Below are 23403 nucleotides of genomic sequence, written 5' to 3'. Positions count from 1 at the left end.
GCCTGCCGGGGTGCTTCGTGTTCAGATTGGGCCGGAGTATTACGTCCCGGTTGCCTGAGTGTCGTCGCCATCAAAGTCGGACCAGTCTGTCTGCTCCGGGACAAAGGGCTCTTCGACCTCGGTGGCCTCCCACTCGATGTCCTGTGCATCGCCCCAGCTTGTGGGGGCAAGCGCCTCTGATCCGGCGTCCTCGCCCACATCCCCAGCGCCCGCGGCAGGGGTCCGCGCCGTATTTGCCGTCTGGAACCGGGCCACCAGATCCGCAAGCGTCTCCGCATCCGTGTTCAGGAGCTGGCTCGCCGCAGTGGCCTCCTCGACCATGGCAGCGTTTTGCTGGGTCACCTGATCCAGCTGGTTCATACCCGTGTTGATTTCCAAGAGCCCCGTGGATTGCTCCTGCGCACCGGTGGCGATCCCGGAAATCAGCTCAGAGACATGACTCACGCGGTTCAGGATGTTGTCCAGCGCCTCCCCGGCCTTGCCCACAAGATCAACACCACGCTCCACCTGTTTCGAGCTGTCGCTGATCAGGTTCTTGATTTCCAGCGCCGCATCCGAAGAGCGCTGCGCAAGGCCACGCACCTCGGAGGCCACAACCGCAAAGCCACGCCCCGCCTCCCCGGCCCGGGCCGCCTCGACACCGGCATTGAGCGCCAAGAGGTTGGTCTGAAAGGCGATATCGTCAATCACCGAGATGATCTGCGCGATCTTGCCCGAACTCTGTTCGATCTCGGTCATCGCCGAAACCGCGCTGCGCACGATATCGCCACTGGCTTCGGCCTCGCTGCGCGCCTCGTTCGAGGTGCGTTCCACATCGCGCGCGCCTTCCGCGGCAGAGGTCACGCTGGCCGTCATCTCATCCAATGCGGCGGCGGTCTCTTCGAGCGTCGCGGCCTGGCTTTCGGTGCGATGCGACAGGTCCTGCGAGGCCTGGCTGATTTCCGAGGCGCCGTTGCGAATGGAGGCAGAGGTGTCGATCACCTGGCCGACAGTGTCATTCAAGGTGTCGAGCGTGCGGTTGAAGTCAAGCCGCAGCCGGTCATAGCCCTCGCCGAGTTCTTCGTGGATGTGGCCGGTCAGATCCCCGCTGGAGAGGCGCTCCAGCCCCGTGCCCAGCGCCTCGACCGCCTTGGCCTGCACCCGTTCGCGCTCCTGCCGTTCGGCGGCCGCCATCTCTTCGAGCTCTTCTTTTTCGACGATCCCATCGCGAAACACCGACAGCGAGCGCGCGATCCGGTAAATCTCTGTACTGGTGCGTTCAAACCCGGTGACAGGGCTGCGATCCCCCTCCGCAAGCCGTTCCGTGCTCGCACTGATCCGGTTCAACGGACGCAGGATCAGAAGCTGGGTCACCAGCAAGGCCGTCAGGAAAACGCCCGCAGCCATCGCCAGAGAAATCACCATGTTGCGGCTGGCCGTTGCCACTTCGCCCGAGATGTCACTGGACATGGTGCGGATGACGCCAAGAGTCTGGGCGGCAAACTCAGAGGCACGGTCCGCAATTTCCAGCACCGTTGCCTCGGTTTTCTGCGTGGCCTCCTGGGCGGCGGCGCGCGCTGAAAGCTCATTCATGCGCAGGGCGGCAAGCCCGGCTTCCTCTTCGGCAAAGGCGGCCACACGGCTGAGAAGCTCGACAACAAGCGGGTCCTGAAAATCGGTGTAATTCGCCAGATTGCGGCTCGCCTGCGAGAGCGAGAATGCCGCGTCCTTCACCTGCTGTTCATCCGAGGCGGTCAACACATCAAGCGCCGCAACCTGAAAACTGTTCAGATGCTGGCTGATCTCCATCAGGACATTGAGAAAGCCCACTTCATTGGTCATCAGCTCACGCAGCGTGTCACCGTTTTCCTTGCTGGTGCGCGCCGCAGAGGCGGAGAGCTTCAACAGCTGCGCATCAATCGCCATGACGATAAACCGATCCGTGTCGGCGCGGGATTTCATTGCGGCTTGGCGCAGGGACTCGGACGGAAACAGGCTCTGCGCAATCACGGATTGCAGCGTAAAGAGGGCGCTGTGGATGAGCGAAACATCCAGCATTTCGGGCGCGTTCGCCTCAATCTCCTCGGAAATCTCCTGCAGGCGGGCATCAGAACTGTCAGCGAGCGCTTGCAGCCTCGCAATCGTTTCCTTGTCCTTGGTACCCCCAAAGGCCACGGCAGCCCCCGCCAGAAGGTTCAGTTCGGCCCGCGCTTCGAGGAGCAGCTCCAAGTTGTGAAAATCGCGCTCGACCAAGAGCTTCAGGGATTTGTCGATGGCGTCATAGGTATTCGCCGCGCCACGGTTCAACTCCACCGATGCCGCCTGCACCAGCCCCGTCATCAGCTCCCCAAGGTCATTGACGATGATGTTGAAAGCCTCGATTTCCGCTTCGATCTGCGCCTCGCTATTGAGCGCATCGCGCCGCGCATCAGCCAGATCCGAGAGCGCCCCCGCAACCTGAGTCGCCTGCGCTTCGAACACGGGCTGCATCTCCGCATCAAGCTGGCCGATCAACTGCATCATATGCTCTGCGGCGGCCTCAGCTTCGCGCGAGGCCGTGTCGATCACGGAAACCTCGGTGGCGGAAATCAGCGACAACATGGTGTTCTTGGCTTGTTCAGAAGCCAGAGAAATCTCCCCCGCCAGTTCCAGCCCCGGGAGATCCTTTGAATTGAGCGTGGTCATGTCCCGGTCGATGCCCGACAGAACCGTGTGGATCATGTAGGCGAAGACGCAAAACGACGCCCCCATGACAAATAGGATCAGGCTCATCTTGGCACGGATACTACGGAACACACCAAAACCAGGACGTTTGATGGATGAGGAAGTCTTCAGCTTAGGCATAGTGTCCTCTGCGTGGGGTTGAGTCAGGGCAGCGCAAGAGCGCGGAGGAGGCGGCAGCGTAGGTCAAGCGATCTCGCACCGCCAAATGACCGGAGCGCGGCACATTCTGGGCGGGGCGCACAGCTCTACTGGCGCGCTCAACAGGGTCACAAGGACACGTTCGACAGGGTCGTTTTGGCAGCTAGACCACATCATACTCTCCGGTTTCATACAGAGAGAAGTTTTCGGGAGGGGCATTTAATTTTTGGTGAAATGCCGGTCGGCCAAGATCAGTTTCACCCCGCAAATCAAGGTGAAAAGGCGAAATCCACGCATATAAATGCCAAAGATTTCGCTAAATTTTGAAAGATCAGCGCCCGCAAGACAGCACAGCGCTGCGCACAAAGGCCCTTCACGCAGAAGGGCCTTTGGCGTTTTTACGGATCAACGGATGTTGTTTGGCAACCAGGTTGCGAGCTCCGGCCAGACCACCAGGATCACCACCATCAACAGCATCAGCGCGACCATCGGCACAGCGGTTTTGGCGATGTAGGAGATCTCGTGCCGGGTCATGCCCTGCAGCACAAAGAGATTGAAGCCGATCGGTGGCGTTACTTGTGCGGTCTCGATGACCACCACGAGGAAGATACCAAACCAGATCACATCAATCCCGGCCTGCCGGATCATCGGCTCCACAATGGCCATGGTCAGAACCACCGAGGACAGCCCATCCATGAACATGCCGAGGATCAGGTAGAACACCGTCAGCACCGCAATGAGCGCAATGGGCGACAGGTTGTAGCTCTCGATCATGCCTGCCAGCGCCCGCGGCAGACCCGTAAAGCCCATCGACAGCGACAGGAATGCAGCCCCCATCAGGATAAAGGCGATCATCGCCGAGGTACGCGTCGCGCCCATCAGGCTCTCGACAAAGGTTCCCCAGCTGAGACTCCCTTGCATCAAGGACAGCCCAAGAGCACCCAGAACCCCCACGGCCGCCGCCTCGGTTGCGGTGGCAAAACCCATATACATGGAGCCAATCACCACAAAGACGAGCCCGAAGAGCGGAAGCAGGAACCGGCTTTCGGCAATCCGCTCACCGAATGTCAGACGGGGTTCCGGCTTTGGGCGTTCGCCCGGGCCAAAGAAGTGCCAGCCCACGATATAGAGCATAAAGAGCCCGGCAAGCACGAGACCCGGAAATACCCCCGCCATGAACAGCTTGGTGATGCTCTCATTTATGGTCACGCCATAGACGATCAGAGTCAGCGACGGCGGGATCATCAGGCCGAGAGTTGCCGCGCCCGCAAGTGTGCCAATGATCATATACTCGGGATAGCCGCGCGCGCGCAGTTCCGGGATCGACATCTTGCCAACCATGTTGAGCGTCGCCGCAGATGACCCCGAGACCGCAGCAAAGATTGTGCAACCGGCAATATTGGTGTGCAAAAGCCCCCCCGGCAGGAACCGCATCCATGGTGCAAGTCCCCGGAACATGTCCTCCGATAATCGGGTCCGATACAGGATTTCGCCCATCCAGATAAAGAGCGGCAGGGCCGTAAGCGTCCAGCTCGACGCGCCGCTCCAGATGGTTGTGATCATCGCATCCCCTGCCGGACGGGTGGTGAAAAGCTCCATCCCGACCCAGGCCACGCCCATCAGCGCGAGACCGATCCAGACCGACCCGCCCAGAAGCGCAAACAGCACAAAGAGGAAAATGACTGTGGTGTAGATCTCGCTCATTCCAGAGCCTCCCCTTTGATCTGTGGCGCGCCTGTGACCAGCATCCGAGATAGGTAATCCCAAAGCGCGATCGCCAACAGAACGGTGCCGATCGACATCGGCAGCTGCGGTAGCCAGACGGGAGTGTAGACCCAGCCAGACCCGCTTTCGGCCCAAAGCTGCCCCCAGTTCCACGGCCATGTGCCAAACATCGACACAAGGGTCAGCAGCCATTCAGGCGCGTAATCCTGCCCTTGCGTGCGGTCGTTGAGCATATGCGACAACAGGTTTGTCTTGATAGCGTAGCGGGCGAAATACGTGGCGGTGAGCGCCGAAATCAGCATTGCCCCCGCATCCAGCCAGAAATGATGGCGCCCGCCGATATTGAGAAAGATCGACACCCGGATATGGCCGCCATGTGTAAGCGTGTAGGCCAGCGCAAAAAAGGACGTGGCCGCCATGGCATAGCCCGCGTATTCGGTAGAGCCGGGAAAGGTCAGCGACGCCCAGCGCGCGATCATCTGTCCGACGATCAGCAGAAGGATCGTCACCATGAACACCGCCGCGACCACACCTGCTCCATTGTAGATCCGGTCAAGAAACGCCCACCAAGGCCGCAACACCCGCCGCATCGGCTCGGGTTTAAACAGGCACAACAGCATCAGGCCGCTTGGCACAACAAAAAGCCATACCCACAGAGGCAGGCCCAGAACAGGTTGCCAGTCTCGCATAACAAGTCCTTTGAATGAGGGAGCGGCTGCGCGAGGGTCTGCCCCTCGCGCCCGCTGAGACGGATCTCAGACAGCTGCCGCCTTCGCCCCGAAGGCCAAGGCGGCAATACGGTTCAGTTGGCCTTAAAAGCGTCCACGATCGCCTGACCGTCCTCGCCCGCCGATGCCAGCCAGTCGTCTGTCATCTTGGCGCCAATCGCCTGCAACTCCGCAAGGAACTCCGGGCCTGCGTCGGCCACGGTCATGCCATTGGCCTCGAGCTGTTCGAAGTACCAGTTGGCCAGCTCTTCGGATTTCGCAGCGCAGGCAGCGCCGGTCTCATCCGCGGCTTTCTGGATGGCGCCCTGGGTTTCGGCACTCAGCCCGTCCCAGACCTGCTTGTTCACCATCACGTAGTTGCGTGGTAGCCAGGCGTTCACTTTGTAGTAGTGGCTCAGCTGTTCCCAGACCTTGCGGTCATAGCCAGTGGAGCCGGAGGAAATGAATGCCTCGGCCACGCCTGTTGCAAGCGCCTGGCTCAATTCGGCGGCTTCCACCTGCACCGGGATCATGCCGAGCTCTTCGGCAAAAGTCGCGGTGGCGGTGTTATAGGAGCGGAACTTCACCCCTTGCGTGTCCTCAGAGGAGGTCACTTCCTTGTTGAAGTAGAACCCCTGACCCGGCCATGGGCAGGTGTAGAGCGTGACCAGGTTCTGATCCGCAAGCGCCGCGTTCACCTTGTCCTTGGCCACAGACCAGAGCTTGTCGTTCTCGGCATAGGTGGTGGCAAGAAACGGCAGGTTGTCCCAACCCAGGAGAGGCTCTTCATTGGCGTGGGCCGACATGAAACGTTCGCCAATCGGGGCCTGTCCGGTCTGCACCGCGCGCTTGATCTCGCCGCCCTTGAAGAGCGAACCACCCGGATGCACGGTGATGTCGATCTCTCCGCCGGTGTAATCGCGCACCTTGTCGGCAAAGACCACACCCATCTCGGAGTGGTAGTTCGAGGCCGCATAAGCCATCGGCATGTCCCATTTCTCGGCCTGAGCCACCCCGGCTGCAAGCACCAGCGCAGCGCCGGCAACAGTGGTCTTGAGCGTCATTTTGGTCATTGATTTGTCTCCCGTGTTGGTTCGTTTTTTCGTTTCTTGTTATTGCGTTGCAAAGCGCATTGGATCAAAGGCGCTGGTATCGGCATTGGGCCAGTTGCCCGTGATCATATCCGCGACCAGTCGGCCTGTCTTGGGCCCGCCTGTCAACCCAATGTGATGGTGCCCAAAAGCGGTAAAGACACCGCTGCCGCGCACTTCACCAATAAGCGGCAGGCTGTCTGAAGGGGCGGGGCGAAAGCCCAGCCATTCTTCCTCGGCAGAGTGACTGAGGTTCGGGAATGTGCGCGCGACGGTGCGGCGCAGCATCTCAAGCGGCTTCTTGGACTTCACATCGCTCAGCCCGCCAAACTCCACGATGCCCGCACAGCGCAGCCCCTGATCCATCGGCGTGGCCACGAATTTGCCTTCGGTCAGCATCATCGGCGCGGTTGGCAGCTGGCTTGGGTCCTTGAAGACGATATGATAGCCGCGCTCTGCCTCCAGCGGCACGTCGAGCCCGAGCCGCTTCATAAGCGCCGCCGACCAGACCCCCGCCGAGAGCACCGCCCGATCACAGGCGATGCGCCCCTGATCGGTGTCCACCGCGGTGATCTGCCCTCCCATGAGGTCAAAATCCTTCACTTCGGCCTGAACAAACCGCCCGCCCATCTCCTCGAGCTGGCGCACCAGATCCTGCACATAGTTGCCGGGGTTGAGGATATAGCCGTGGTCCTTGTTGACCGCCAAAAGCCGCATGTCCCGCGACAGGATCGGCTCGCGCGCGTGGACGTCATCGCCTTCAATGATCTCGGGCTCAAACCCTGCCTCGCGCCTAAGCGACCACACATAAGACTCCGCCTCAAAGGCCGCGCGGTCGCGGTAGACAAAGTTGTAATCGCTGTCCTGGATCCATTTGGCCGCAGGCATCCCTTCGGTGAGCGCTTTGTGCTGCTCGACACTGTCGCCCACAATCCCCGCGAGCCCTTGCGAGATACGCCGGGTGTCCTGATCATTTGCGTGTTTCAGATAGCGCCCAAGCCAGGGCAACAGACGGGGCAAATAGGACCACCGCAGATAGAGCGGAAAGTTCGGGTCCAACAGATACTTTGGCCCCTTCGCGATCAGCCCCGGTGTCGTCACAGGAACCATCGCGCAACGCGCCAGAATACAGGCATTGCCATAAGAGGCCCCCATGCCGGGCCGCCCCTTGTCCACCAGCGTCACCTCCAGCCCCGCCCGGCGCAGCCAGATGGCGCTCGCGGCCCCCATGATGCCTGCACCAACCACAACAATATGCTGAGTTGCCATCTCACGTCCCCAAACCTTGTTCCCTGCGAGACTGTCGACAATAGATCATCATTTCAAATACTATTTGATCATGAGAGCATCATCAAAACTTATGTACCCGTCATGAAACTCCGCTTTCGCCAGCTTCAGGCCTTTCACGCCATCGTGGAGACCGGCACCGTGACGGGTGCGGCGGGGCTCTTGGGGATTTCGCAGCCCGGCGTCTCCAACCTGTTGTCTCAACTTGAGGATCAGGCCGGGATGGCTTTGTTCGAGCGGCTTCACGGGCGGCTCCTGCCTACCCCCGAAGCAGAGCTTCTCTTTGCCGAGGTCGACACAGTGATGCGCGGGATGAGCAAGGTCACGCAGACCATGGTGGATCTCAAGACGCGCAAGCTCGGACAGCTGCAGATCGCCTCCCAGCACGCGATGTCCTTTGGCTTTATGCCCCGGTTGATCGCACGCTTTGCCTCAGATCGGCCCGAGCTCAACATCTCCTTTCAATCACAATATTCCAGCAAGGTGCAGGAATGGGTCTGGAACGGGCTGTTTGAGATCGGCGTCTGCGAGATGCCGCTCCTTTACGACACGCTCACGGTTTACCCACTCTATGTGGAAACCATGCTAGCGCTCCACAAGGACAACCCACTGGCCCGTCATGAGGTGCTCACCCCGGAGCTGCTGGCAGGCGAGCCCTTTATTGTGATGGGGCAGGACCACATGACCCACCGGCGTCTGCGCGAAGCCTTTCAGGACGCAGGCGTGCCATTGCGCACCCGCGTGCATTCGCATCTGTTCAAGAACCTTCTGAGCTTCGTGCAAGAAGGCATGGGCGTGGCGCTCCTTGATCGGTTCATGTTCGACTATGACATGCAGGGTGATGTCATCACGCGCCCGTTTCGCCCGACAATTCGCATGGATATGTGCGTGATCACCTCAAAATCGCGTCCCATGTCACAATTGGGCAAGGAGTTTCTTGACCTCCTCCTTGGTGAATTGCAGCACTATTCGGTAGAGGGGCGGCCCTTGGTGCCCGCAGAACGAAAACGGAGATAGCCATGCAACGCGGCGGCAAAACGGTCTATGGCGCGAGCATCGGCGTGTTGATGCTGGAAACACGCTTTCCCCGCATACCCGGTGACATCGGCCATGCCGAGAGCTTTGATTTTCCGATGCAATATCGTGTTGTACGCGGGGCGACACCGGATCGCGCCGTGCGGCAGGACCCGCGCGCGCTGGTCGAGGACTTCATCGCCGCTGGCCGCGATCTGGTCGATATGGGCTGTGATGGGATCACCACAACCTGCGGGTACCTGTCGCTCATTCAGGACCAGATCAAGGATGCGCTCGGCGTGCCAGTCGCGGCCTCCTCTTTGATGCAGGTTCCAATGGTGCAAGCCCTGCTTCCGGCTGGACAAAGGGTTGGCATCCTCACGGTTTCTCGCCCCGCCCTTACAGAGGCGCATTTGGCCGCAGCGGGCGTCGCAGCAGACACGCCTGTTGTCGGCACCGAAGAGGGGCGCGCCTTCTGCGATGGCTTTCTCAATGACCGGCTTGAGATCGACATCGAGGCCTGCCGCGCCGATCTGCTGGGCGCAGCACAGCAGCTATGCACAACCCACCCCGAGGTCGGCGCCATCGTGCTCGAGTGCACCAATATGGTGCCCTTCGCCTATGATATCCGCCGCGCAACCGGCCTGCCCGTCTACTCCATCGAGAGCTTTCTAAAATGGTTTCAGGCCGGTCTGATGCCGCGCCGGTTTCAATCCGAACTGGCCGATCCGCGCTGGCGCTAACGGCCTTTGATCGCAATAGAGTATTGCGTCCGCGCGCCCACGGGTGGCGGCGGGAACGGCGCGGCTCTGCGGATCTGCTGCAGCGCCAGTTGATCGAGCTCTGTCGAGCCGGAGCTCTTGCGAATGCGCACCGACGCCAACTGTCCACCGCTGCCGATCACAAAGGACACATGCGCCACCCCCCGCACCGAGGTTCGGGGTTTGCGCACGCGGGAAATCTTGCGCATCACCTGCCCCGGATAATTGGACGCCGCCGCATTCCCCGCGCCACTGCCCGCTGCAGGCCGGGTGCTAGCGGCTTGGCTCGCGCGCTGTTGTTCTGCGCCCGTCTCGCTGCCCGCGCGGGCGTTGACGGTGCTGTTGCCGCGCGGCGCAGGCGCTGCCGGGGCTTGCGTTTCCGCCTTGTCGCGTGCCTGTGGCGCAGCTTCGGGGCGGCGCAGCGGGCGCGGGCTCTCTTGAGGTGCCAGCTCTGAAGCGGTGTCCAGAGCCTCGGCCTGGTCGGGCTGAACCTCGCGGGCTGGGGCCTCAACAGGAGCCACCGCCGCAGCAATCGGCGAGGGCGAAGCCTCCGTCACGGGGGGCACAGCAGGCATCACAGGCGCCGAGACCGCAGCAGAGCGCGGCGCAGAAGCGGGCGTGGAAACCGGCGCGATTGGTGTGGCGCTCACCTGCGTTGTCGGCGCGGGGGGAACAGGATCAACCGGCGTGGTGTGGCGCGTGGCATCAGCCTCGACAGTTGTGGCAGTGCCCTGAACAAGGTCCGCAAAACTGCTGCCCAGCGCTGCGGGCGCTTGGGTGTCCCCCCCTTCGATTTCCACAGCGGTCTCTTCGAGATCCACCAGGAGAGCCGCATGGGCAGCCAGCGCACAAAAGAGCGATACACAGGCAATCAAAGGCGAACGCGCAATCATGTGAGGCTCTGTTCTGACAAGAGTGTCACCCGTTCTGCGCCAAGCCGGCGCAGTTCCTTTGCGATGGTCAAAAGCGTGCTGGCCGGCAAGGCGCGGTCCGGCACCAGACGCGCGGTAAAGGCGTCTTCCTCTTCCCAGATGATGCGCACATAGGCCTCAGGAGAGGTGAGCTCGGCACCGCGAAAATGCAGGCTACCATCGGCCCGGATCACCAGAGCGTCCGGCGGGGGTGCGGCCTCCAGCTCTGAGGCTTGCACCAGGCGCACCGTTGGGTCCAGTGAGGGCGCAAGCGATCCCGCCACCATGAAGAAGACCAGCATCAGGAACACCACGTTGATGAGCGCAATCGTCGGCTCGCGGTGGCTCTTTTTCGTGCGTCGTTCTATCGGCATGGGTTACTCCACCACCGTCACGGCGAGATCCGGCTGGCGACGCAAAACCGCGAGCACGTCCACCAAACGCTGTGAGGTCACCGCGCCGGACAGGCTCAGCAACAACTGATGCGGCGTCCCCTGCCGTTGCGCCCGCAAGGCGTCAAGGCGCATCCCAAGCCCCTCAAGAGCGAGTGCTTCACCATTCAGCGACATCTGCGTGGGCGCGAGTTTCAAAAACACTGGACGCGTCTCATCGGAACGCCCCGATCCGGCGTTGGCGGCCATGAGGTCGACACTGCCAAAGCGCGAAAACGTCGAAGAGAGCATAAAGAACAACAGCAGCAGAAAGATCACATCGATGAGCGAAGTCATCGACAGTCTGCGCCTCTTTTTACATCCCAAGCGCAGTGCCATCAGGCGGCCTCTTTCGGGCTCAACTGCACCGGGGTGAGCGCGTCGGGCGCAAAGACCCGACGCAACGCGTGATTGGCAAACACCCGGTCACGCTCCACCGCTGCGCTGAGCCAGCCATGCACGGCAGCCACAGGCATCGCCACCGCCAACCCCGCAGCCGTGGTCAAAAGCGCAACCCAGATGCCCCCGGCCAGAACAGTGGGATCAACCGAGGTGCCCGCAGCCTGAAGTCCCTGAAACGCCTCGATCATCCCCAGAACGGTGCCAAACAGCCCGATAAGCGGCGCAAGTTGCGCCACCAGATCCAGAAACCCAAGCCCGGTTTCAAGGCGCGAAAACAGGGCCTCCGCCTCCGCATCGCAACGATCCGACTGTCTTGCATGATCTGGGCCAGCGCCGCCTTGCATGGCGCGCTGGAGGGGCGCAACCAGATAGCTTGATGATTGGGCCAACAGCGCGCGGGCGGTCTTGGCATCGCCGCGTTCATAGGCTTCCAGCGCCATGGAAATGCTCCGGTGACGCCCCACGCCTGAGCGCCGGAACTGCCAGAGCTTGTATAACACCGTCGCCGCACTGACGATCGACAGTCCAATAAGCACCACGACCACCGGCCCGCCGATCTCCACCACCTCCAGCAAGGACGCCTTTATTGCCGTCCAGAACTCCCTGATCTCACTCATCCCAACAACTCCACTTCCGTCCGGCTGGACAGGCCAAGCCCCGCCTCGCAGAGATCACCGTCGCCGCTGCTTTGACATTGGCTGGCGCCGTTGATGAGCACCCGCCCAAGATCCGCGCAGGCCACACCAGCAACATCGAACTGGCGCACCCGCGGACGCCCGGCCGGCAACTCGCGAAAATCAAAGAGCGTCAGAAGCATCACCTCTCCGGCCCGATCAAACAGCACGGCCTCGTAGACGGCTGTCTCAATGGCGATCTGTGCCTTGTTTTGCGCCATGAAAGACAGACGGCATGCACCCGCCTGATCCTGCAACGCATTGAGTTCAATCGCGACGCCGACCGGTGAAGGGACGGCCGTTGGCGGGGTGGCCGTGTCCTGCGCCATGGCTGCCCCCCCGAGGGAGGTGAGGACAGCAAGCGCGCATACGGCTTTGTAAACCTGGCTTTGGATCATCATCTTCGTCTCTGCTCCTTGGTTAGAAAGCCGCCGTCAGCGACACTTTGATGTTGCGACCCGGCGCCGGGCGCGTCGCCAGATGCGTCTGATATTGCTTGTCAAAAAGGTTATCGACGCCCACGCGTAGCTTGGCTTCTTTCAAGAACCCCGTGTCGATGTCGTAAGAGGCCCGCAGGTTGTGCACCGCAAACCCGGGGGTGTCTTCGAACCGCTTGAAGAACGCGCCTTCCCAGGACACATCGAGCTGTTCGTTGAACTTCTTGCCGAGGGTCAGCGCCAGATTGGTGGGCGGCATGCCATCATAGCGCTCGCGATAGCGCTCATTGGTTCCGCTCTGGAATTTGGTCCAATGGCCGCTGCTGATGTTGGCGTTCATATCCACATAGAACCCCGACATATGGCTGTAAGAGGCCTCGATCTCCACGCCCTTGGTGTCCTGACGGTCAAACTCGGCAAAGCTGGATCCCGACGAGGTGTAGTCCCAGAGTCTGGTCTGCCAGAGGTTCACCTTGGCCATCACAACATCATCGGAGGCAAATACGCCAACCCGGTCAAAGGACGCGCCGATCTCATGCGTGACCGCTTTTTCAGTCTGGGTCATCAAGGTCGGATAGTCGGCGTAATCAACATCGTCGATGATCGGGAAACCGGCCGTATAGGCGACCGAGCCAAATACCGCAAAGCCGTTCTGGAACGCGTAGCGTGCAGAGACCCCGCCCATGAGCGCGCTGTTGTTGAAGGTCTCTCCCGCGCGGATGTTGTTGCCATCCGTGCTGGCCTCGATCTCCTGGCGTTCGTAGCGCAGCGCCGGTGTCACCGTCAGGCCATTGTCGAAATCAAGCTCATCAATCGCAAAGAGCGCCAGCCGTTGATCCGTACCGCCCGGGGCCGACGCCGCATTCAACCGTTCCTTTCGCAGGATTTCAGCCCCCGCACGCAGGGTGTGCTTGGCCCCAAACGCCTGAAACAACGCGCTGTTTTTCACAGTGAGCTTGGTTGTCTCATAGCGGTGATCGGCGTCCTGAATACCAAAGGGCGTCCCACTCACCTGCTCTTGCTCGATGTATTGATCCGCATAGGACAGCGTCGCCGTGAGATCGACCAGATCATTGCCCAGCGGGTTGTAAGCATATTCCAGCACGGCCGATTTGGTCTCGGTCAGGCGGTCCACATTGCCAAAGGCCGCATTGCCCGCAAATGCATCATAGGGGACGTCTTTTTCGTCCGATGTGCTCTCATTGAACGACAGGGTCAGGGATTGCGCCGCATTGTCGCCAAAGCTGTATTTGCCTTTCAAGAGCAGCGATGAAACCTCAGAGGCGGTATCGCTGACGACATCCCCGTTGCCATCGGTGTAATCATCTTGCTCGCGCCGCGTGTAGTTGAACAAGAATTCAAGGTTCTCAGTGGGTTGCCAGCCCAGGATCGTCGATGAGATCCGCGCGTTCGAATTGCCGTGATAGCCCAGCGTCTGCCGTCCCGAGAGACCGACCTGACCATCGGTGAGATCCGAGGCATTGATCGTATCAAGCCGCACCACGCCGCCAATCACCCCGGAGCCATATTCAAACGACCCCACAGTGCCGCGAATGACGGAAACCTCGCGATAGAGCTCAGGATCGGTCGTCAATTGGGTGCCGATGCGATAGAGCTCCTCGGAGCCGACCGAGGCCCCGTCGATCTGGATCTGGACCTTTTGGTTGGCGCCATAGGTGCCATCCGCACCATGTCCGCGAATGTTGATCCCCGCCCCCGTCGGGGTGCCGGAATTCACCAGCGCCACACCGGGCACAGAGTCGATGAGCTCGGCAATGCTGCTGGCCTGACGGTCCTGAATTTCTTCGGCGTTGATGACCGTTTCAGGCGCTGCGGTGTCGGTCTGCACCTCGCGTTTGTTGTTGCCAAGCACCAAGAGCCCGAGGAAGCCGTCCTCTTCGCTTACGTCCTGAGCCTTCGCCACCGGTGCGCTCAGCGCCAATGCCATTGCCGAAGCGGAGCACAAAAGCACCCCGCGCATGTCTTTGATTTGCATGTCGTCCCCATGTTCTTTCTGCAGTTGGATTCCGCATGCTCGCCCGGGGCTGGCTTGGTATCTTGCGCCTCAAGGATCGAAATATTCCGATCTTTCAGCGTTCACTCTTGCGGCCTCTAAAATGATTTATTAAATCTGTCAAGAATTATCCCGAGCCGATGCACACGGATCGTCTCGGACGTCAGCCTGAACGCCCCGAACCATGAGGGCGCAAGCCAGCAGTCTCCCAACCCAAAGTTCGAGGACCCTGATGGATCAGGCACATTCCCCTTCCGCCAATGCCCAGAGTGCATTGTCTCCCCAAGTTATCCGCGACCTGCGCGCAGAGCATAACGCTTTGCGTGCGCGGGATTTTTGCGACCGCTTTCAGATCCGCGAGGCACAGTTGCTCGCGGCCTATACCGGGCGAGGCGTGACCCGGCTGCACGCCCATCCCGACGCGGTGATGCCCCAGATCGAACGCCTCGGCGAGGTCATGGCGCTCACCCGCAATGCCTCCTGCGTGCATGAACGCGTTGGCGTCTATGGCAACTATAAGAGCGGCCCGCATGCCGCGATGATTCTGCAGCCAGAAATCGACCTGCGCCTCTTTCCAAGCCATTGGATCCACGCCTTTGCCCTGAATGAAGACACCGACACCGGCCCCAAGCGCTCGATCCAGATCTTTGATGCCGCGGGCGATGCCGTCCACAAGATCCACCTGCGCGAGACCTCCGATCACGCGGCCTGGGACGAGGTGGTGGCAGCGCTGGCCAGCGGCGACACCTCCGATGTGCTCGAGGTGGCCGCGCGCAAACCCGTAGAGGCGCCCAAAAGCAACCCTGCCAAATGCGAAGTCTTGCGCGATGAATGGCGCAAGATGACCGATACCCATCAATTCCTGCGCTTGACCTCCAAGCTCAAGATGAACCGCTTGGGCGCTTATCGCATCGTCGGCGCGCCCTTTGTGGAGCGCGTGCCCCCCGAAGCCGTGGACGCCGCCCTGCAGGCACTGGCCAAGAGCAAAACAGAGATCATGCTTTTTGTCGGCAATCGCGGCTGTATCCAGATCCACAGCGGGCCCATCGAGACCCTGCGCGCGATGGGGCCTTGGCAGAACGTGATGGATCCACGCTTCAACCTGCACCTGCGCCTTGATCACATCAAAGAAGTCTATGTGGTCAACAAACCGACCCAGCGCGGCCCGGCGCTCTCGCTCGAGGCCTTTGACGGGGAGGGCAACATCATCCTACAGATCTTTGGCCGCAACGCCGAGGCCCGCGACAGCCGCCCCGCATGGGCCGACATCCTCTCCACCCTGCCCCGTCTGCACACAGAGGAGACCGTGTGATGCGTCACCTTCTCTTGGTCGCGACGGCCACCGCCAGCCTGATGACGGCACCGGTGGCGCAGGCCGCAGACCGGATCCTCTCGATCGGAGGCTCCGTTACGGAAATCATCTATGCCCTTGGTGCAGAGGACAAAATTGTCGCCCGCGACACCACATCAAGCTATCCAGCAGAGGCCGAGGCCCTGCCCGATGTGGGCTATATGCGCGCCCTTGCACCCGAGGGGGTGCTATCCGTGAACCCAAACCTGATCGTCTCCGAGGCGGGCGCAGGCCCGGCAGAAACGCTGGCAGTCCTGAAACAGGCCGACATCACCTTTGTCGAAGTGCCGGATGACTTCAGTGCCCAAGGCATCGTCGACAAGATCAACGCCGTGGGTGCGGCCATTGGCGAACCCGACGCGGCCGCAACCCTCGCCGACAAAGTAGAGGGCGAACTGGTAGCAGTGGCCGAGCGCGTCGCACGCCTTCCCGACAGCGAGCGCAAACGCGTCTTGTTTGTCCTTTCCACGCGTGGCGGTCGCATCATGGCCTCGGGGACAAATACAGCCGCCGATGGCATCATCGCCCTCGCGGGGGGCGTCAACGCGCTGTCGGAGTTTGAGGGCTACAAGCTCATGACCGACGAGGCCGTGACCCGCGCGCAGCCGGATGTGATCCTGATGATGGATCGCGGCGGCGACCACGGCATGCCCGACGAGACACTTCTCGCGCTGCCCGCCATCGTCACCACCCCCGCGGCCGAGACGGGCTCCGTTGTGCGCATGAATGGCCTCTATCTACTGGGGTTTGGTCCGCGGACAGCGGATGCGGCGCTGACACTCGCCCGCGCTTTATATGGTGAGATCTGAACCATGGTGGCACTGAGTGACCCCTCCCCCGGGCCCTATGCGCGCGACATCAGACAGCTTGATCGCCGCATCCTCGCGCGCCGCCTGAGCGTCGTTCTTGTGGTGCTGCTGGCCCTTGCCATCGTTGTAAACCTCGCCCTCGGCGCCTCTGGTACCTCGCTCTGGGGGGCGCTTGGCAAACTCCTCTCCGGTCAGGACCTCAGCACAATGGAGCGCGTTGTCCTCTGGGACATTCGCCTGCCGCGCGTGCTCCTGTGTGTCCTGGTGGGGGCCGCGCTTGCGGTCTCGGGGGCAGTGATGCAGGGCCTGTTTCGCAACCCGCTTGCCGATCCGGGCCTTGTCGGCGTGGGAGCCGGCGCAGGTCTTGGCGCGATCCTGTCGATTGTTCTCGGGGGCCTGCTTCCGGTCGGGGTGCAGGGCCTCTTTGGTCATTATGTAACCCCGGCTGCGGCCTTTGTCGGCGGCTGGGGGAGCACCTTGATCCTCTACCGTGTCTCAACCCGCGCCGGGCGCACGTCTGTGGCAACGATGCTGCTGGCGGGGATTGCACTCGGAGCGCTTGCAGGCGCGGTTTCCGGCATTCTGGTCTATATGGCCGACGACAACCAATTGCGTGACCTGACATTCTGGCAGATGGGCTCCCTTGCCGGGGCCACATGGGAGAAATCCATGATCGCAGGTCCAGTGATCGTGATCGCCATCGCGGGTGCGACATGGCTTGCGCATGGGTTGAACTGTCTGGCGCTTGGAGAAGCGGCCGCCGCCCATATGGGCATTTCAGTTCAGCGCATGAAAAACGCCGCGATCTTCTCGGTTGCTGCGGCCACCGGCGTCGCCGTTGCGGCCACCGGGGGCATAGGCTTTGTAGGCATCGTGGTCCCGCATGTGCTGCGCCTTGCCACAGGGCCGGATCATGGCACGCTTTTGCCCAATGCGGCCCTCCTTGGCGCGACGCTGCTGCTTGGCGCCGACCTCATCAGCCGTACCATCATCGCGCCTGCCGAACTGCCAATCGGCATCGTCACAGCCGTCCTTGGCGCGCCAGTGTTTCTGTGGATCTTGCTGAAACGACGGGGGATGGTGGATCAATGACCTTGCATGCACAGCAGATTTCCCTCTCGATCGGCAAAAAGCAGATCCTGAAGGATGTGACGTTCGCGGCACGCGCTGGGGCGCTCTCCGCGATCGTGGGACCAAATGGCTCCGGCAAGTCCACCTTGCTCAAGGCCTTGGTTGCAGAGCTGCCGTCAGAGGGACAGATCTCCCTCAACGGGCGGCTGTTGCAGGACTACGCCGCCTGGGAGCTGGCAAGCCTGCGCGGGGTGTTGCCACAGGCCGCCCATCTCGCCTTTCCGTTCACGGTGCTGGAGGTAGTGCGACTGGGGCTGATGGCCGGGCCTGAGGCACAGAACACGCGGCTTCCCTTTGAGGCACTGGCCCGCGTGGACCTTGAGGGCTATGCCGGGCGCTCCTATCAGGAACTCTCCGGAGGCGAACAACAGCGGGTCCAGCTGGCGCGGGTTCTGGCGCAGGTCGGCGCTCCGATGCGGGAGGGGCAACCTTGCTGGTTGTTTCTGGACGAGCCTGTCTCCAGTCTCGACATCGCCCATCAGCTGACGGTGATGGATATCGCGCGCCAGTTTGCGGATGGCGGTGGCGGGGTGGTTGCGGTGATGCACGACCTGAACCTCACCGCGATGTATGCCGATCACGTGCATGTCATGACCGGCGGAGAGACCGCAGGTGCCGGAACAGTGGCGGACGTTCTGACCGATCAACGCCTGTCAGAGGTCTACGGATGCGACCTGCGCATCGGAAAAGTGCCCGCAGATGCCGCCGTCTTTGTTCTGCCGCAAACGGCGCGGGCATGACTCTACTGCGGATCGGCGCCTGCACCGCTCCGCGCATCCAAACGATAAAACCCAAGGCCCGTGTTTGCGGCCTTGGGTTTTCTGATTGGGTATGACGCCCGATCTTCTGACCTTGGACCTGCAGATCACCTCAGGGTCACGCGATCAGCCGCTTGCAACGCGTCTGAGGTTGTCAGGGTCATCAAGCACACCGGCCATTCCGTGCAAGAGCTCGCGCTTGTTGATGGGCTTTGACAAGAAGCCGTTCATCCCGGCCGCCAGACAAGCCTCCCGATCGCTTGCAAAGGCATTGGCCGTCAAAGCCACGATTGGTGGTTGGTGCGGGTTTTGCGGCATGCGGATCAGACGGGTCGCCGTGAGCCCGTCCATTTCCGGCATCGACATATCCATCAGGATCAGATCCGGACGATGATGCGCGCAGAGTTCCACCGCCTCTTGGCCATTGCTGGCTTCGATCAGATCGACAGAGAGATCCGAGAGGTATTTGCGGATCAACAGGCGGTTGGTGCGATTGTCCTCGGCCAGCAGGACCTTGCAGCCATAGATCAGATCGAGATCCGGCGCTTCGTCGGCGTCAATATGCCCGGGCAGGCCAAGGGGCGCCTGGCACTGGATATGCAGCGAGAAACAGCTGCCTCGTCCCGGGTCGGAATACACGGTGATATCCCCGTCCATCTGCTTTGCCAGCAAGCGCGAGATCGTCAGCCCGAGGCCGGTGCCACCAAAGGAGCGCGTGGTCGCCGCATCTGCCTGCGAAAACCGATCAAAGATATTGTGCAGCTGTGCTGACGTCATGCCGATCCCGGTGTCCTGCACGTCGATCGTCAGCCGGTAGGGGTTGGTTGATGCGCAGAGCACGCGCACGTCCACGCGACCGGAGGCCGTGAATTTCACTGCATTGCCCACGAGGTTCACAAGGATCTGTCGCAGGCGTCCATCATCAGCCCGTACGGTTCTTGGCAGCCCCGAGGCGTAATTGACGGTCAGATCCAGCCCCTTTTCGCTGGCGACGGGACGCAGAATATCAACAGCATTCTCGATGCAGCTCTCAAGATCGAAATCGACAGGCTCCAGCGAGAGTTTGCCGGACTCCATCCGGGTGAGATCCAGAATGTCGTTGATGATCTTCAACAGCGCCTTCGAGGAGGTGCGGATGATCTGGACATATTGCTCCTGATCCTCGTGTAGCTCCGTCTCCGACAGGAGATCCGCCATGCCGATGATGCCGTTCATGGGGGTGCGGATCTCATGGCTCATATTGGCGAGAAATTCCGTCTTGGTGCGATCTGCCTGCTCTGCCGCAACCTTGGCCACCGCCAGTTCTGCCGCGTTCTGCTTTTGCGAGGTCACATCGCGTTCGATGCCAATCACCATGTTTATCTCGCCGTCCTCATCAAGCACGGGCACAAGATTGGTATCGACCCAAATCGTCTTGCCGCTTTTGGTGTAATTCAGGATCTCGCGGTGGAGCCGCTCCCCGCGCGAGATATACTCGCTGATCTCGCGGATGGTGGCCGGGTCGGTCTCAGGTCCGTTCAACAGCTCGCCGGGACGTTTGCCGACGGCCTCGTCAACCGTGTAGCCAGTCATGCGCGAAAACGCCTCGTTGACCCAGAAAATCCGCTGATCTGGACCGCTCAGAACGATGCTGTCCGATGCGTTCTGCGCCACGGTCGAGAGCTGTTCAAGCTCCGCCTGATTGCGCTCCAGCTCGGTTTCACGTTTGCGCAGCGTGTTGATGGTCGCCCGCCGCACCGCAGAGAGCCGGCATGCCATGAACGTCGGCACAATGATCAAGATCCCGGCCGCCAAAAGGACCAGCCTCAATTCTAGCAGGTTCCCGGGCTGTTTGGGCCAGCCGCCACGCGGAATCGCCGCCAATTCCCAGGTGCCGGTTGGCAGAAACACATCCGTCACAATCGGATCATGGTCGTGAATGTTCTGATCCCCGTAGAAAACACCGCCCTGATGGCCTGTCCCGTCACGGCCACTGAGTGCGATTTCAATCGGCAGGTCCTCTGCCGCGAGCCCCGCCTCCGCATAAAGTGCATCGGCGTCGATCACGGCCGCGACCATACCCCAGAACCTGCGATCCGCGCCTTCACCGGCAAAGACCGGGTAGCGAATGATAAACCCCGTGCCCCCTTGCACGAGGTTCACCGGACCGGCCAACACGATCTCGCCACTGTCACGCATGCGCATGACGGCTTCTCGCTGGGCTTCGTTCTTGTTGTAATCAAGGCCGAGCACCGCCTTGTTGCGCTCGTAGGGGTAGACCATGGTGACAACCAGATCGGGCGCGATGGCGATGTTCAGGATTTCATGCCGATCACCGGCAGCGTAAGAGGCCACCTCGTTAAAGGTTTCCTGCGTCATCAGCTGTTCAGCCATCAACGCCCCGACAAGACCTTTGATCAGCTGCACATCTGCTGTCAGCTTGCCTTCGAGATGGGATCGGATCAGCCCGACTTCTGCCTGCACCTCGGCGCGCAGTTCCTGATCATTGATGATCTGGTTCTGTCTCTCTGCATAGGCAAAGGCGATGCCAACGACAAAGAGTGCGATCCAGGTTGGCAGATACGTCCGGTTCCCCAGAGCTACAAAAAATGACTGCAACCAATCGCGCACCGCTTCGGTCTCCGTTTCATACTTGGTCCTCGTTAACACTAGCAGGCAGTATCCATCAGAATCCTTCCCGTGCCGTTAAACAAGCACAGTTTCATCATTCCCTCGAAGCTCAAAGAGATATTTGTAATTCAAAATCAACCGATAATCACGAAGATCACCGGGACATTGTTTCCGATATGGCAAGGCTGCAGCGGATCTTATTGGAGGCCCGACCAGAACAACTCCATGTGTCTGCTTACGATTTCATCGTATCGCCCGCTCTCGCGCAGGTGGCGCAACCCGGCGTTCATCCGATAGAGATGAGAGGTGCCGCGCCAATGGGTCTTTGAGATAATCACATGGAGACTCACCTGCGACAGCGGCTTTTCAAGCGGCTCGACCCGCCCCCGCAGCCCTTCGGCCACCAGCGCGCTCGCCCCCACAAAGAGATTGAGAGCCGCCGCGTCCACACGCCCGTCGGCCACCATTCGCAAACAGTCGCCGGCAGCGGCAGGCTGCACAAGGGTCACTTTGTCGTCGCTGATCCAGCGCCGCGCTGCTGTGTCGAGATCAAAGACATCCTCGCGCAGCGGGCGGCACAGAGTCTTGCCAATCACGTCCGCGTCGCTGCCGTAGACCATGCCCCCGCCGCTGCGCACAAAGAGCATCACCGGGACTTCCATTAGCGGATCGGAGTAGTGATAGCGCATGCAGCGCACCGCACTCGGGTCAGCCGCACAATCCGGTTTTGCCCAGGGAAACCCCATGTCGAACTGCTTGCTCTCCAGCTTTGGCGACAGATGCTGGCTCCAATCATTGTCCCAGCCAATCGCGTAGGGCACCGGCGACGGGGCCACCTCCAGCGCGGCGCGCACAAGCTCGGTGATGAGCCCTTGTTCAGGCAGATCAGGATCGGTGAAAGGCGCATACTGCCCACCGGTCAAGAGATTGAGCTCTGCGGCGGGCTGCACCGTTGGGGCCGGAGTCGTCTCCTGCGTCACGACCGCGTCAGCGGGGGCGCTCTCGATTGGCATATTGGGTGGGCAGGGAATAAACAGCGTGCGCCCCGGAATGACCGAAGGCCCCGCCAGCTCGCCCTGATTGCGATAATAAATCACCGTCCAGCGATCGCGGTCCCCGTAATGGGCTTCCGCGATGGTAAAAAGATTATCCCCCGGCTGGGCCACATAATCCACATCACAAATCGCCCGGGCAGCACTGGGGGCCACCCCCGACAGCAGCCCAACCACCAAAAGCAGGCGCCCGATCCAGAAAGCCAAATCGCGTTGCATCCTCGCCCCCGTCAAAATCCGGCCCAGACGCGTGCCAGATGGTCCTCGACGATGGCCTGATAGGAGCCATCCTCCCGGATCCCGCGCAGCCCGGTGTTTACAATTGCCAACAGCTCCTGGGCCTGCGGGTGGGACTTATGGACAACCACATGGTGCGACTGAATCGAAATCGGTTGTGGCACCACCTGGATGCGCTCCACGATCCCCATTTCCTTCATCTTGTCGCGACCGGTGAATTCATTCAGCACCACCCCGTCGGCCTTGCCCTCAAGCACCATGTCAAAGCAGTCACCGGGCGTTGCGCCGACCACCAGCGTGATCTTGTCCTCGCGCAGCCAGTTGCGGCCGTTTTCGTTGAAAATAGAGGTATCATAGCCTTTGGGGCGACAGATCGATTTGCCGTAGAGGTCCTCGTCGCTGCCAAAAGATACCGGGCGCGCCGCATCCGCGAACATCAGGGTCAAGGTCTCAAAAAGCGGGTCAGAGAACAGCAGGTTCTGACAGCGGTAGTTGTCTGGCAACTCGGCGCAATTGGGTTTGTACCACGGAAACCCGATGTCGAGGAGCGCATTGGACAAGAGCGGGTCGAAATGCGCCGCCCAATGGTCGACCCAATGGATCGCAAACCCCTGCGCGGGGTTGGCCTCGGTCATGGCCGCATTCACCAGATCCGTCAGCAGCCCGCCGTTGTGCAGGGACTTTCCGGTAAAGGGTTCAAAATCATCCCCCGTCAGAAGGTTGATCTTCTGGCGCACCGTGGCATTGCCTGCGACGATCTGGACCGGCGTCGCCTCTGTCGGGGCGGACGCACTCAGTGCGCGCCCGCCTTCAAGACCAACGGGCAACCCATTGAGGCAGGTGATCTCCAGCCGCATCCCCACCCGGATCGATCCGGGTTTGGGGCCGATGGCGGCTATGTTGCGGTTGTGGATCGCAGTCCACATGCCCGCATTCTTATAGAGCCGATCCGCAATCACCGAGAGGCTGTCTCCGGGCTGAACCGTGTACATGCCACCACAGGTTTGCGCTGCACTTGCCTGCGCCCAGAGCGCAGACACGCCCAGCACCGCAGCCGCGATCAATCTTCTCATTCGGTCCCCCTGAAGAACAATTTTAGATGGTATCGTCCTGTCGAGCTTGGCGCTCGCTCTTGATCTTTGCCTTGCTACCGCGTCGCC

General features: G+C 61.0%; 20 protein-coding genes. 6 read left to right on the top strand and 14 right to left on the bottom strand.

All coding sequences use genetic code 11. From position 1 onward, the window contains the following. Nucleotides 1-39 precede the first annotated feature (39 nt). The 5 genes from TM1040_RS06110 to TM1040_RS06090 all read right to left on the bottom strand — a co-directional run bounded on the left by TM1040_RS06110 (nt 40) and on the right by TM1040_RS06090 (nt 7633). Nucleotides 40-2823 carry a methyl-accepting chemotaxis protein gene (locus tag TM1040_RS06110; RefSeq protein WP_011537707.1) on the bottom strand — a complete coding sequence of 928 codons (2784 nt, stop codon included), beginning with the start codon at nt 2821-2823 and terminating at the stop codon, nt 40-42. A gap of 423 nt (nt 2824-3246) precedes the next feature. Beyond that, nucleotides 3247-4545: a TRAP transporter large permease gene (locus tag TM1040_RS06105; protein WP_011537706.1), complete on the bottom strand. Its 1299-nt coding sequence runs from the start codon at nt 4543-4545 to the stop codon at nt 3247-3249. Then, nucleotides 4542-5255, bottom strand: a complete 714-nt coding sequence (locus tag TM1040_RS06100; RefSeq protein WP_044026654.1) for a TRAP transporter small permease — start codon at nt 5253-5255, stop codon at nt 4542-4544. The genes TM1040_RS06105 and TM1040_RS06100 overlap by 4 nt, the downstream gene beginning before the upstream one ends. 113 nt (nt 5256-5368) lie before the next feature. Further along, entirely contained in the window at nt 5369-6346 is a 978-nt protein-coding gene (locus TM1040_RS06095) for a TRAP transporter substrate-binding protein (protein ID WP_011537704.1), read from the bottom strand. A gap of 39 nt (nt 6347-6385) precedes the next feature. Next, nucleotides 6386-7633 carry an NAD(P)/FAD-dependent oxidoreductase gene (locus tag TM1040_RS06090; RefSeq protein WP_011537703.1) on the bottom strand — a complete coding sequence of 416 codons (1248 nt, stop codon included), beginning with the start codon at nt 7631-7633 and terminating at the stop codon, nt 6386-6388. A 102-nt stretch (nt 7634-7735) separates the two neighbouring features. Here TM1040_RS06090 and TM1040_RS06085 point away from each other — a divergent pair, with 102 nt between their 5' ends. After that, nucleotides 7736-8668, top strand: coding sequence for a LysR family transcriptional regulator (locus TM1040_RS06085; RefSeq protein WP_011537702.1), 933 nt, complete (start codon nt 7736-7738; stop codon nt 8666-8668). 2 nt (nt 8669-8670) lie between these two features. Next, nucleotides 8671-9408 (top strand): aspartate/glutamate racemase family protein, encoded by a 738-nt coding sequence (locus TM1040_RS06080; protein WP_011537701.1) that lies wholly within the window; start codon nt 8671-8673, stop codon nt 9406-9408. Here TM1040_RS06080 and TM1040_RS06075 read toward each other — a convergent pair. Genes TM1040_RS06075 through TM1040_RS06050 form a run of 6 tightly spaced genes read right to left on the bottom strand, consistent with a single transcriptional unit; the run spans nt 9405 to nt 14277 of the window. Continuing rightward, nucleotides 9405-10319, bottom strand: coding sequence for a TonB family protein (locus tag TM1040_RS06075; RefSeq protein ID WP_011537700.1), 915 nt, complete (start codon nt 10317-10319; stop codon nt 9405-9407). The genes TM1040_RS06080 and TM1040_RS06075 overlap by 4 nt on opposite strands. After that, entirely contained in the window at nt 10316-10711 is a 396-nt protein-coding gene (locus TM1040_RS06070) for an ExbD/TolR family protein (protein ID WP_011537699.1), read from the bottom strand. The genes TM1040_RS06075 and TM1040_RS06070 overlap by 4 nt, the downstream gene beginning before the upstream one ends. A gap of 3 nt (nt 10712-10714) precedes the next feature. After that, nucleotides 10715-11107, bottom strand: coding sequence for an ExbD/TolR family protein (locus TM1040_RS06065; RefSeq protein WP_011537698.1), 393 nt, complete (start codon nt 11105-11107; stop codon nt 10715-10717). Beyond that, nucleotides 11107-11787, bottom strand: a complete 681-nt coding sequence (locus TM1040_RS06060; RefSeq protein WP_011537697.1) for a MotA/TolQ/ExbB proton channel family protein — start codon at nt 11785-11787, stop codon at nt 11107-11109. The genes TM1040_RS06065 and TM1040_RS06060 overlap by 1 nt, the downstream gene beginning before the upstream one ends. Then, nucleotides 11784-12245, bottom strand: coding sequence for a hypothetical protein (locus tag TM1040_RS06055; RefSeq protein WP_011537696.1), 462 nt, complete (start codon nt 12243-12245; stop codon nt 11784-11786). Before TM1040_RS06055 ends, TM1040_RS06060 begins: the two co-directional genes overlap by 4 nt. 19 nt (nt 12246-12264) lie before the next feature. Continuing rightward, the gene (locus tag TM1040_RS06050; protein ID WP_011537695.1) at nt 12265-14277 is read right to left on the bottom strand and encodes a TonB-dependent receptor domain-containing protein; all 2013 of its coding nucleotides are present in this window, start codon (nt 14275-14277) and stop codon (nt 12265-12267) included. A gap of 250 nt (nt 14278-14527) precedes the next feature. Between TM1040_RS06050 and TM1040_RS06045 the strand changes: the two genes are divergently transcribed. From TM1040_RS06045 to TM1040_RS06030, 4 genes are read left to right on the top strand one after another with little or no spacing between them, the layout of a single operon-like run. Then, nucleotides 14528-15607: a hemin-degrading factor gene (locus TM1040_RS06045; RefSeq protein ID WP_011537694.1), complete on the top strand. Its 1080-nt coding sequence runs from the start codon at nt 14528-14530 to the stop codon at nt 15605-15607. Beyond that, on the top strand, nt 15607-16455 hold the full coding sequence (locus TM1040_RS06040; RefSeq protein WP_011537693.1) for a heme/hemin ABC transporter substrate-binding protein: 849 nt from the start codon (nt 15607-15609) through the stop codon (nt 16453-16455). The genes TM1040_RS06045 and TM1040_RS06040 overlap by 1 nt, the downstream gene beginning before the upstream one ends. 3 nt (nt 16456-16458) lie before the next feature. Then, complete coding sequence (locus TM1040_RS06035; RefSeq protein WP_011537692.1) at nt 16459-17547, top strand: FecCD family ABC transporter permease; 1089 nt, start codon at nt 16459-16461, stop codon at nt 17545-17547. Next, nucleotides 17544-18326 carry a heme ABC transporter ATP-binding protein gene (locus TM1040_RS06030; protein ID WP_011537691.1) on the top strand — a complete coding sequence of 261 codons (783 nt, stop codon included), beginning with the start codon at nt 17544-17546 and terminating at the stop codon, nt 18324-18326. Before TM1040_RS06035 ends, TM1040_RS06030 begins: the two co-directional genes overlap by 4 nt. Before the next feature lie 144 nt (nt 18327-18470). On the opposite strand, the gene TM1040_RS06025 is transcribed toward TM1040_RS06030, so the two are convergent. From TM1040_RS06025 to TM1040_RS06015, 3 genes are all read right to left on the bottom strand, one after another. Continuing rightward, on the bottom strand, nt 18471-20954 hold the full coding sequence (locus tag TM1040_RS06025) for an ATP-binding protein (protein ID WP_011537690.1): 2484 nt from the start codon (nt 20952-20954) through the stop codon (nt 18471-18473). A gap of 197 nt (nt 20955-21151) precedes the next feature. Continuing rightward, nucleotides 21152-22225: a transporter substrate-binding domain-containing protein gene (locus TM1040_RS06020; protein ID WP_011537689.1), complete on the bottom strand. Its 1074-nt coding sequence runs from the start codon at nt 22223-22225 to the stop codon at nt 21152-21154. Between the two features lie 11 nt (nt 22226-22236). Next, entirely contained in the window at nt 22237-23316 is a 1080-nt protein-coding gene (locus TM1040_RS06015; protein ID WP_011537688.1) for a transporter substrate-binding domain-containing protein, read from the bottom strand. Nucleotides 23317-23403: the final 87 nt, after the last annotated feature.

It is taken from the genome of Ruegeria sp. TM1040, assembly GCF_000014065.1.
In the GTDB taxonomy this organism is placed as follows: domain Bacteria; phylum Pseudomonadota; class Alphaproteobacteria; order Rhodobacterales; family Rhodobacteraceae; genus Epibacterium.
Note: the sequence above shows the minus strand (reverse complement) of the source record. Positions and strands in the feature narration are given on the sequence as shown.

Excerpts from the sequence above, each read along its gene's own strand:
- TM1040_RS06110 (WP_011537707.1), bottom strand. The coding sequence starts at position 2,823 with ATGCCTAAGCTGAAGACTTCCTCATCCATCAAACGTCCTGGTTTTGGT.
- TM1040_RS06105 (WP_011537706.1), bottom strand. The coding sequence starts at position 4,545 with ATGAGCGAGATCTACACCACAGTCATTTTCCTCTTTGTGCTGTTTGCG.
- TM1040_RS06100 (WP_044026654.1), bottom strand. The coding sequence starts at position 5,255 with ATGCGAGACTGGCAACCTGTTCTGGGCCTGCCTCTGTGGGTATGGCTT.
- TM1040_RS06095 (WP_011537704.1), bottom strand. The coding sequence starts at position 6,346 with ATGACCAAAATGACGCTCAAGACCACTGTTGCCGGCGCTGCGCTGGTG.
- TM1040_RS06090 (WP_011537703.1), bottom strand. The coding sequence starts at position 7,633 with ATGGCAACTCAGCATATTGTTGTGGTTGGTGCAGGCATCATGGGGGCC.
- TM1040_RS06085 (WP_011537702.1), top strand. The coding sequence starts at position 7,736 with ATGAAACTCCGCTTTCGCCAGCTTCAGGCCTTTCACGCCATCGTGGAG.
- TM1040_RS06080 (WP_011537701.1), top strand. The coding sequence starts at position 8,671 with ATGCAACGCGGCGGCAAAACGGTCTATGGCGCGAGCATCGGCGTGTTG.
- TM1040_RS06075 (WP_011537700.1), bottom strand. The coding sequence starts at position 10,319 with ATGATTGCGCGTTCGCCTTTGATTGCCTGTGTATCGCTCTTTTGTGCG.
- TM1040_RS06070 (WP_011537699.1), bottom strand. The coding sequence starts at position 10,711 with ATGCCGATAGAACGACGCACGAAAAAGAGCCACCGCGAGCCGACGATT.
- TM1040_RS06065 (WP_011537698.1), bottom strand. The coding sequence starts at position 11,107 with ATGGCACTGCGCTTGGGATGTAAAAAGAGGCGCAGACTGTCGATGACT.
- TM1040_RS06060 (WP_011537697.1), bottom strand. The coding sequence starts at position 11,787 with ATGAGTGAGATCAGGGAGTTCTGGACGGCAATAAAGGCGTCCTTGCTG.
- TM1040_RS06055 (WP_011537696.1), bottom strand. The coding sequence starts at position 12,245 with ATGATGATCCAAAGCCAGGTTTACAAAGCCGTATGCGCGCTTGCTGTC.
- TM1040_RS06050 (WP_011537695.1), bottom strand. The coding sequence starts at position 14,277 with ATGCAAATCAAAGACATGCGCGGGGTGCTTTTGTGCTCCGCTTCGGCA.
- TM1040_RS06045 (WP_011537694.1), top strand. The coding sequence starts at position 14,528 with ATGGATCAGGCACATTCCCCTTCCGCCAATGCCCAGAGTGCATTGTCT.
- TM1040_RS06040 (WP_011537693.1), top strand. The coding sequence starts at position 15,607 with ATGCGTCACCTTCTCTTGGTCGCGACGGCCACCGCCAGCCTGATGACG.
- TM1040_RS06035 (WP_011537692.1), top strand. The coding sequence starts at position 16,459 with ATGGTGGCACTGAGTGACCCCTCCCCCGGGCCCTATGCGCGCGACATC.
- TM1040_RS06030 (WP_011537691.1), top strand. The coding sequence starts at position 17,544 with ATGACCTTGCATGCACAGCAGATTTCCCTCTCGATCGGCAAAAAGCAG.
- TM1040_RS06020 (WP_011537689.1), bottom strand. The coding sequence starts at position 22,225 with ATGCAACGCGATTTGGCTTTCTGGATCGGGCGCCTGCTTTTGGTGGTT.
- TM1040_RS06015 (WP_011537688.1), bottom strand. The coding sequence starts at position 23,316 with ATGAGAAGATTGATCGCGGCTGCGGTGCTGGGCGTGTCTGCGCTCTGG.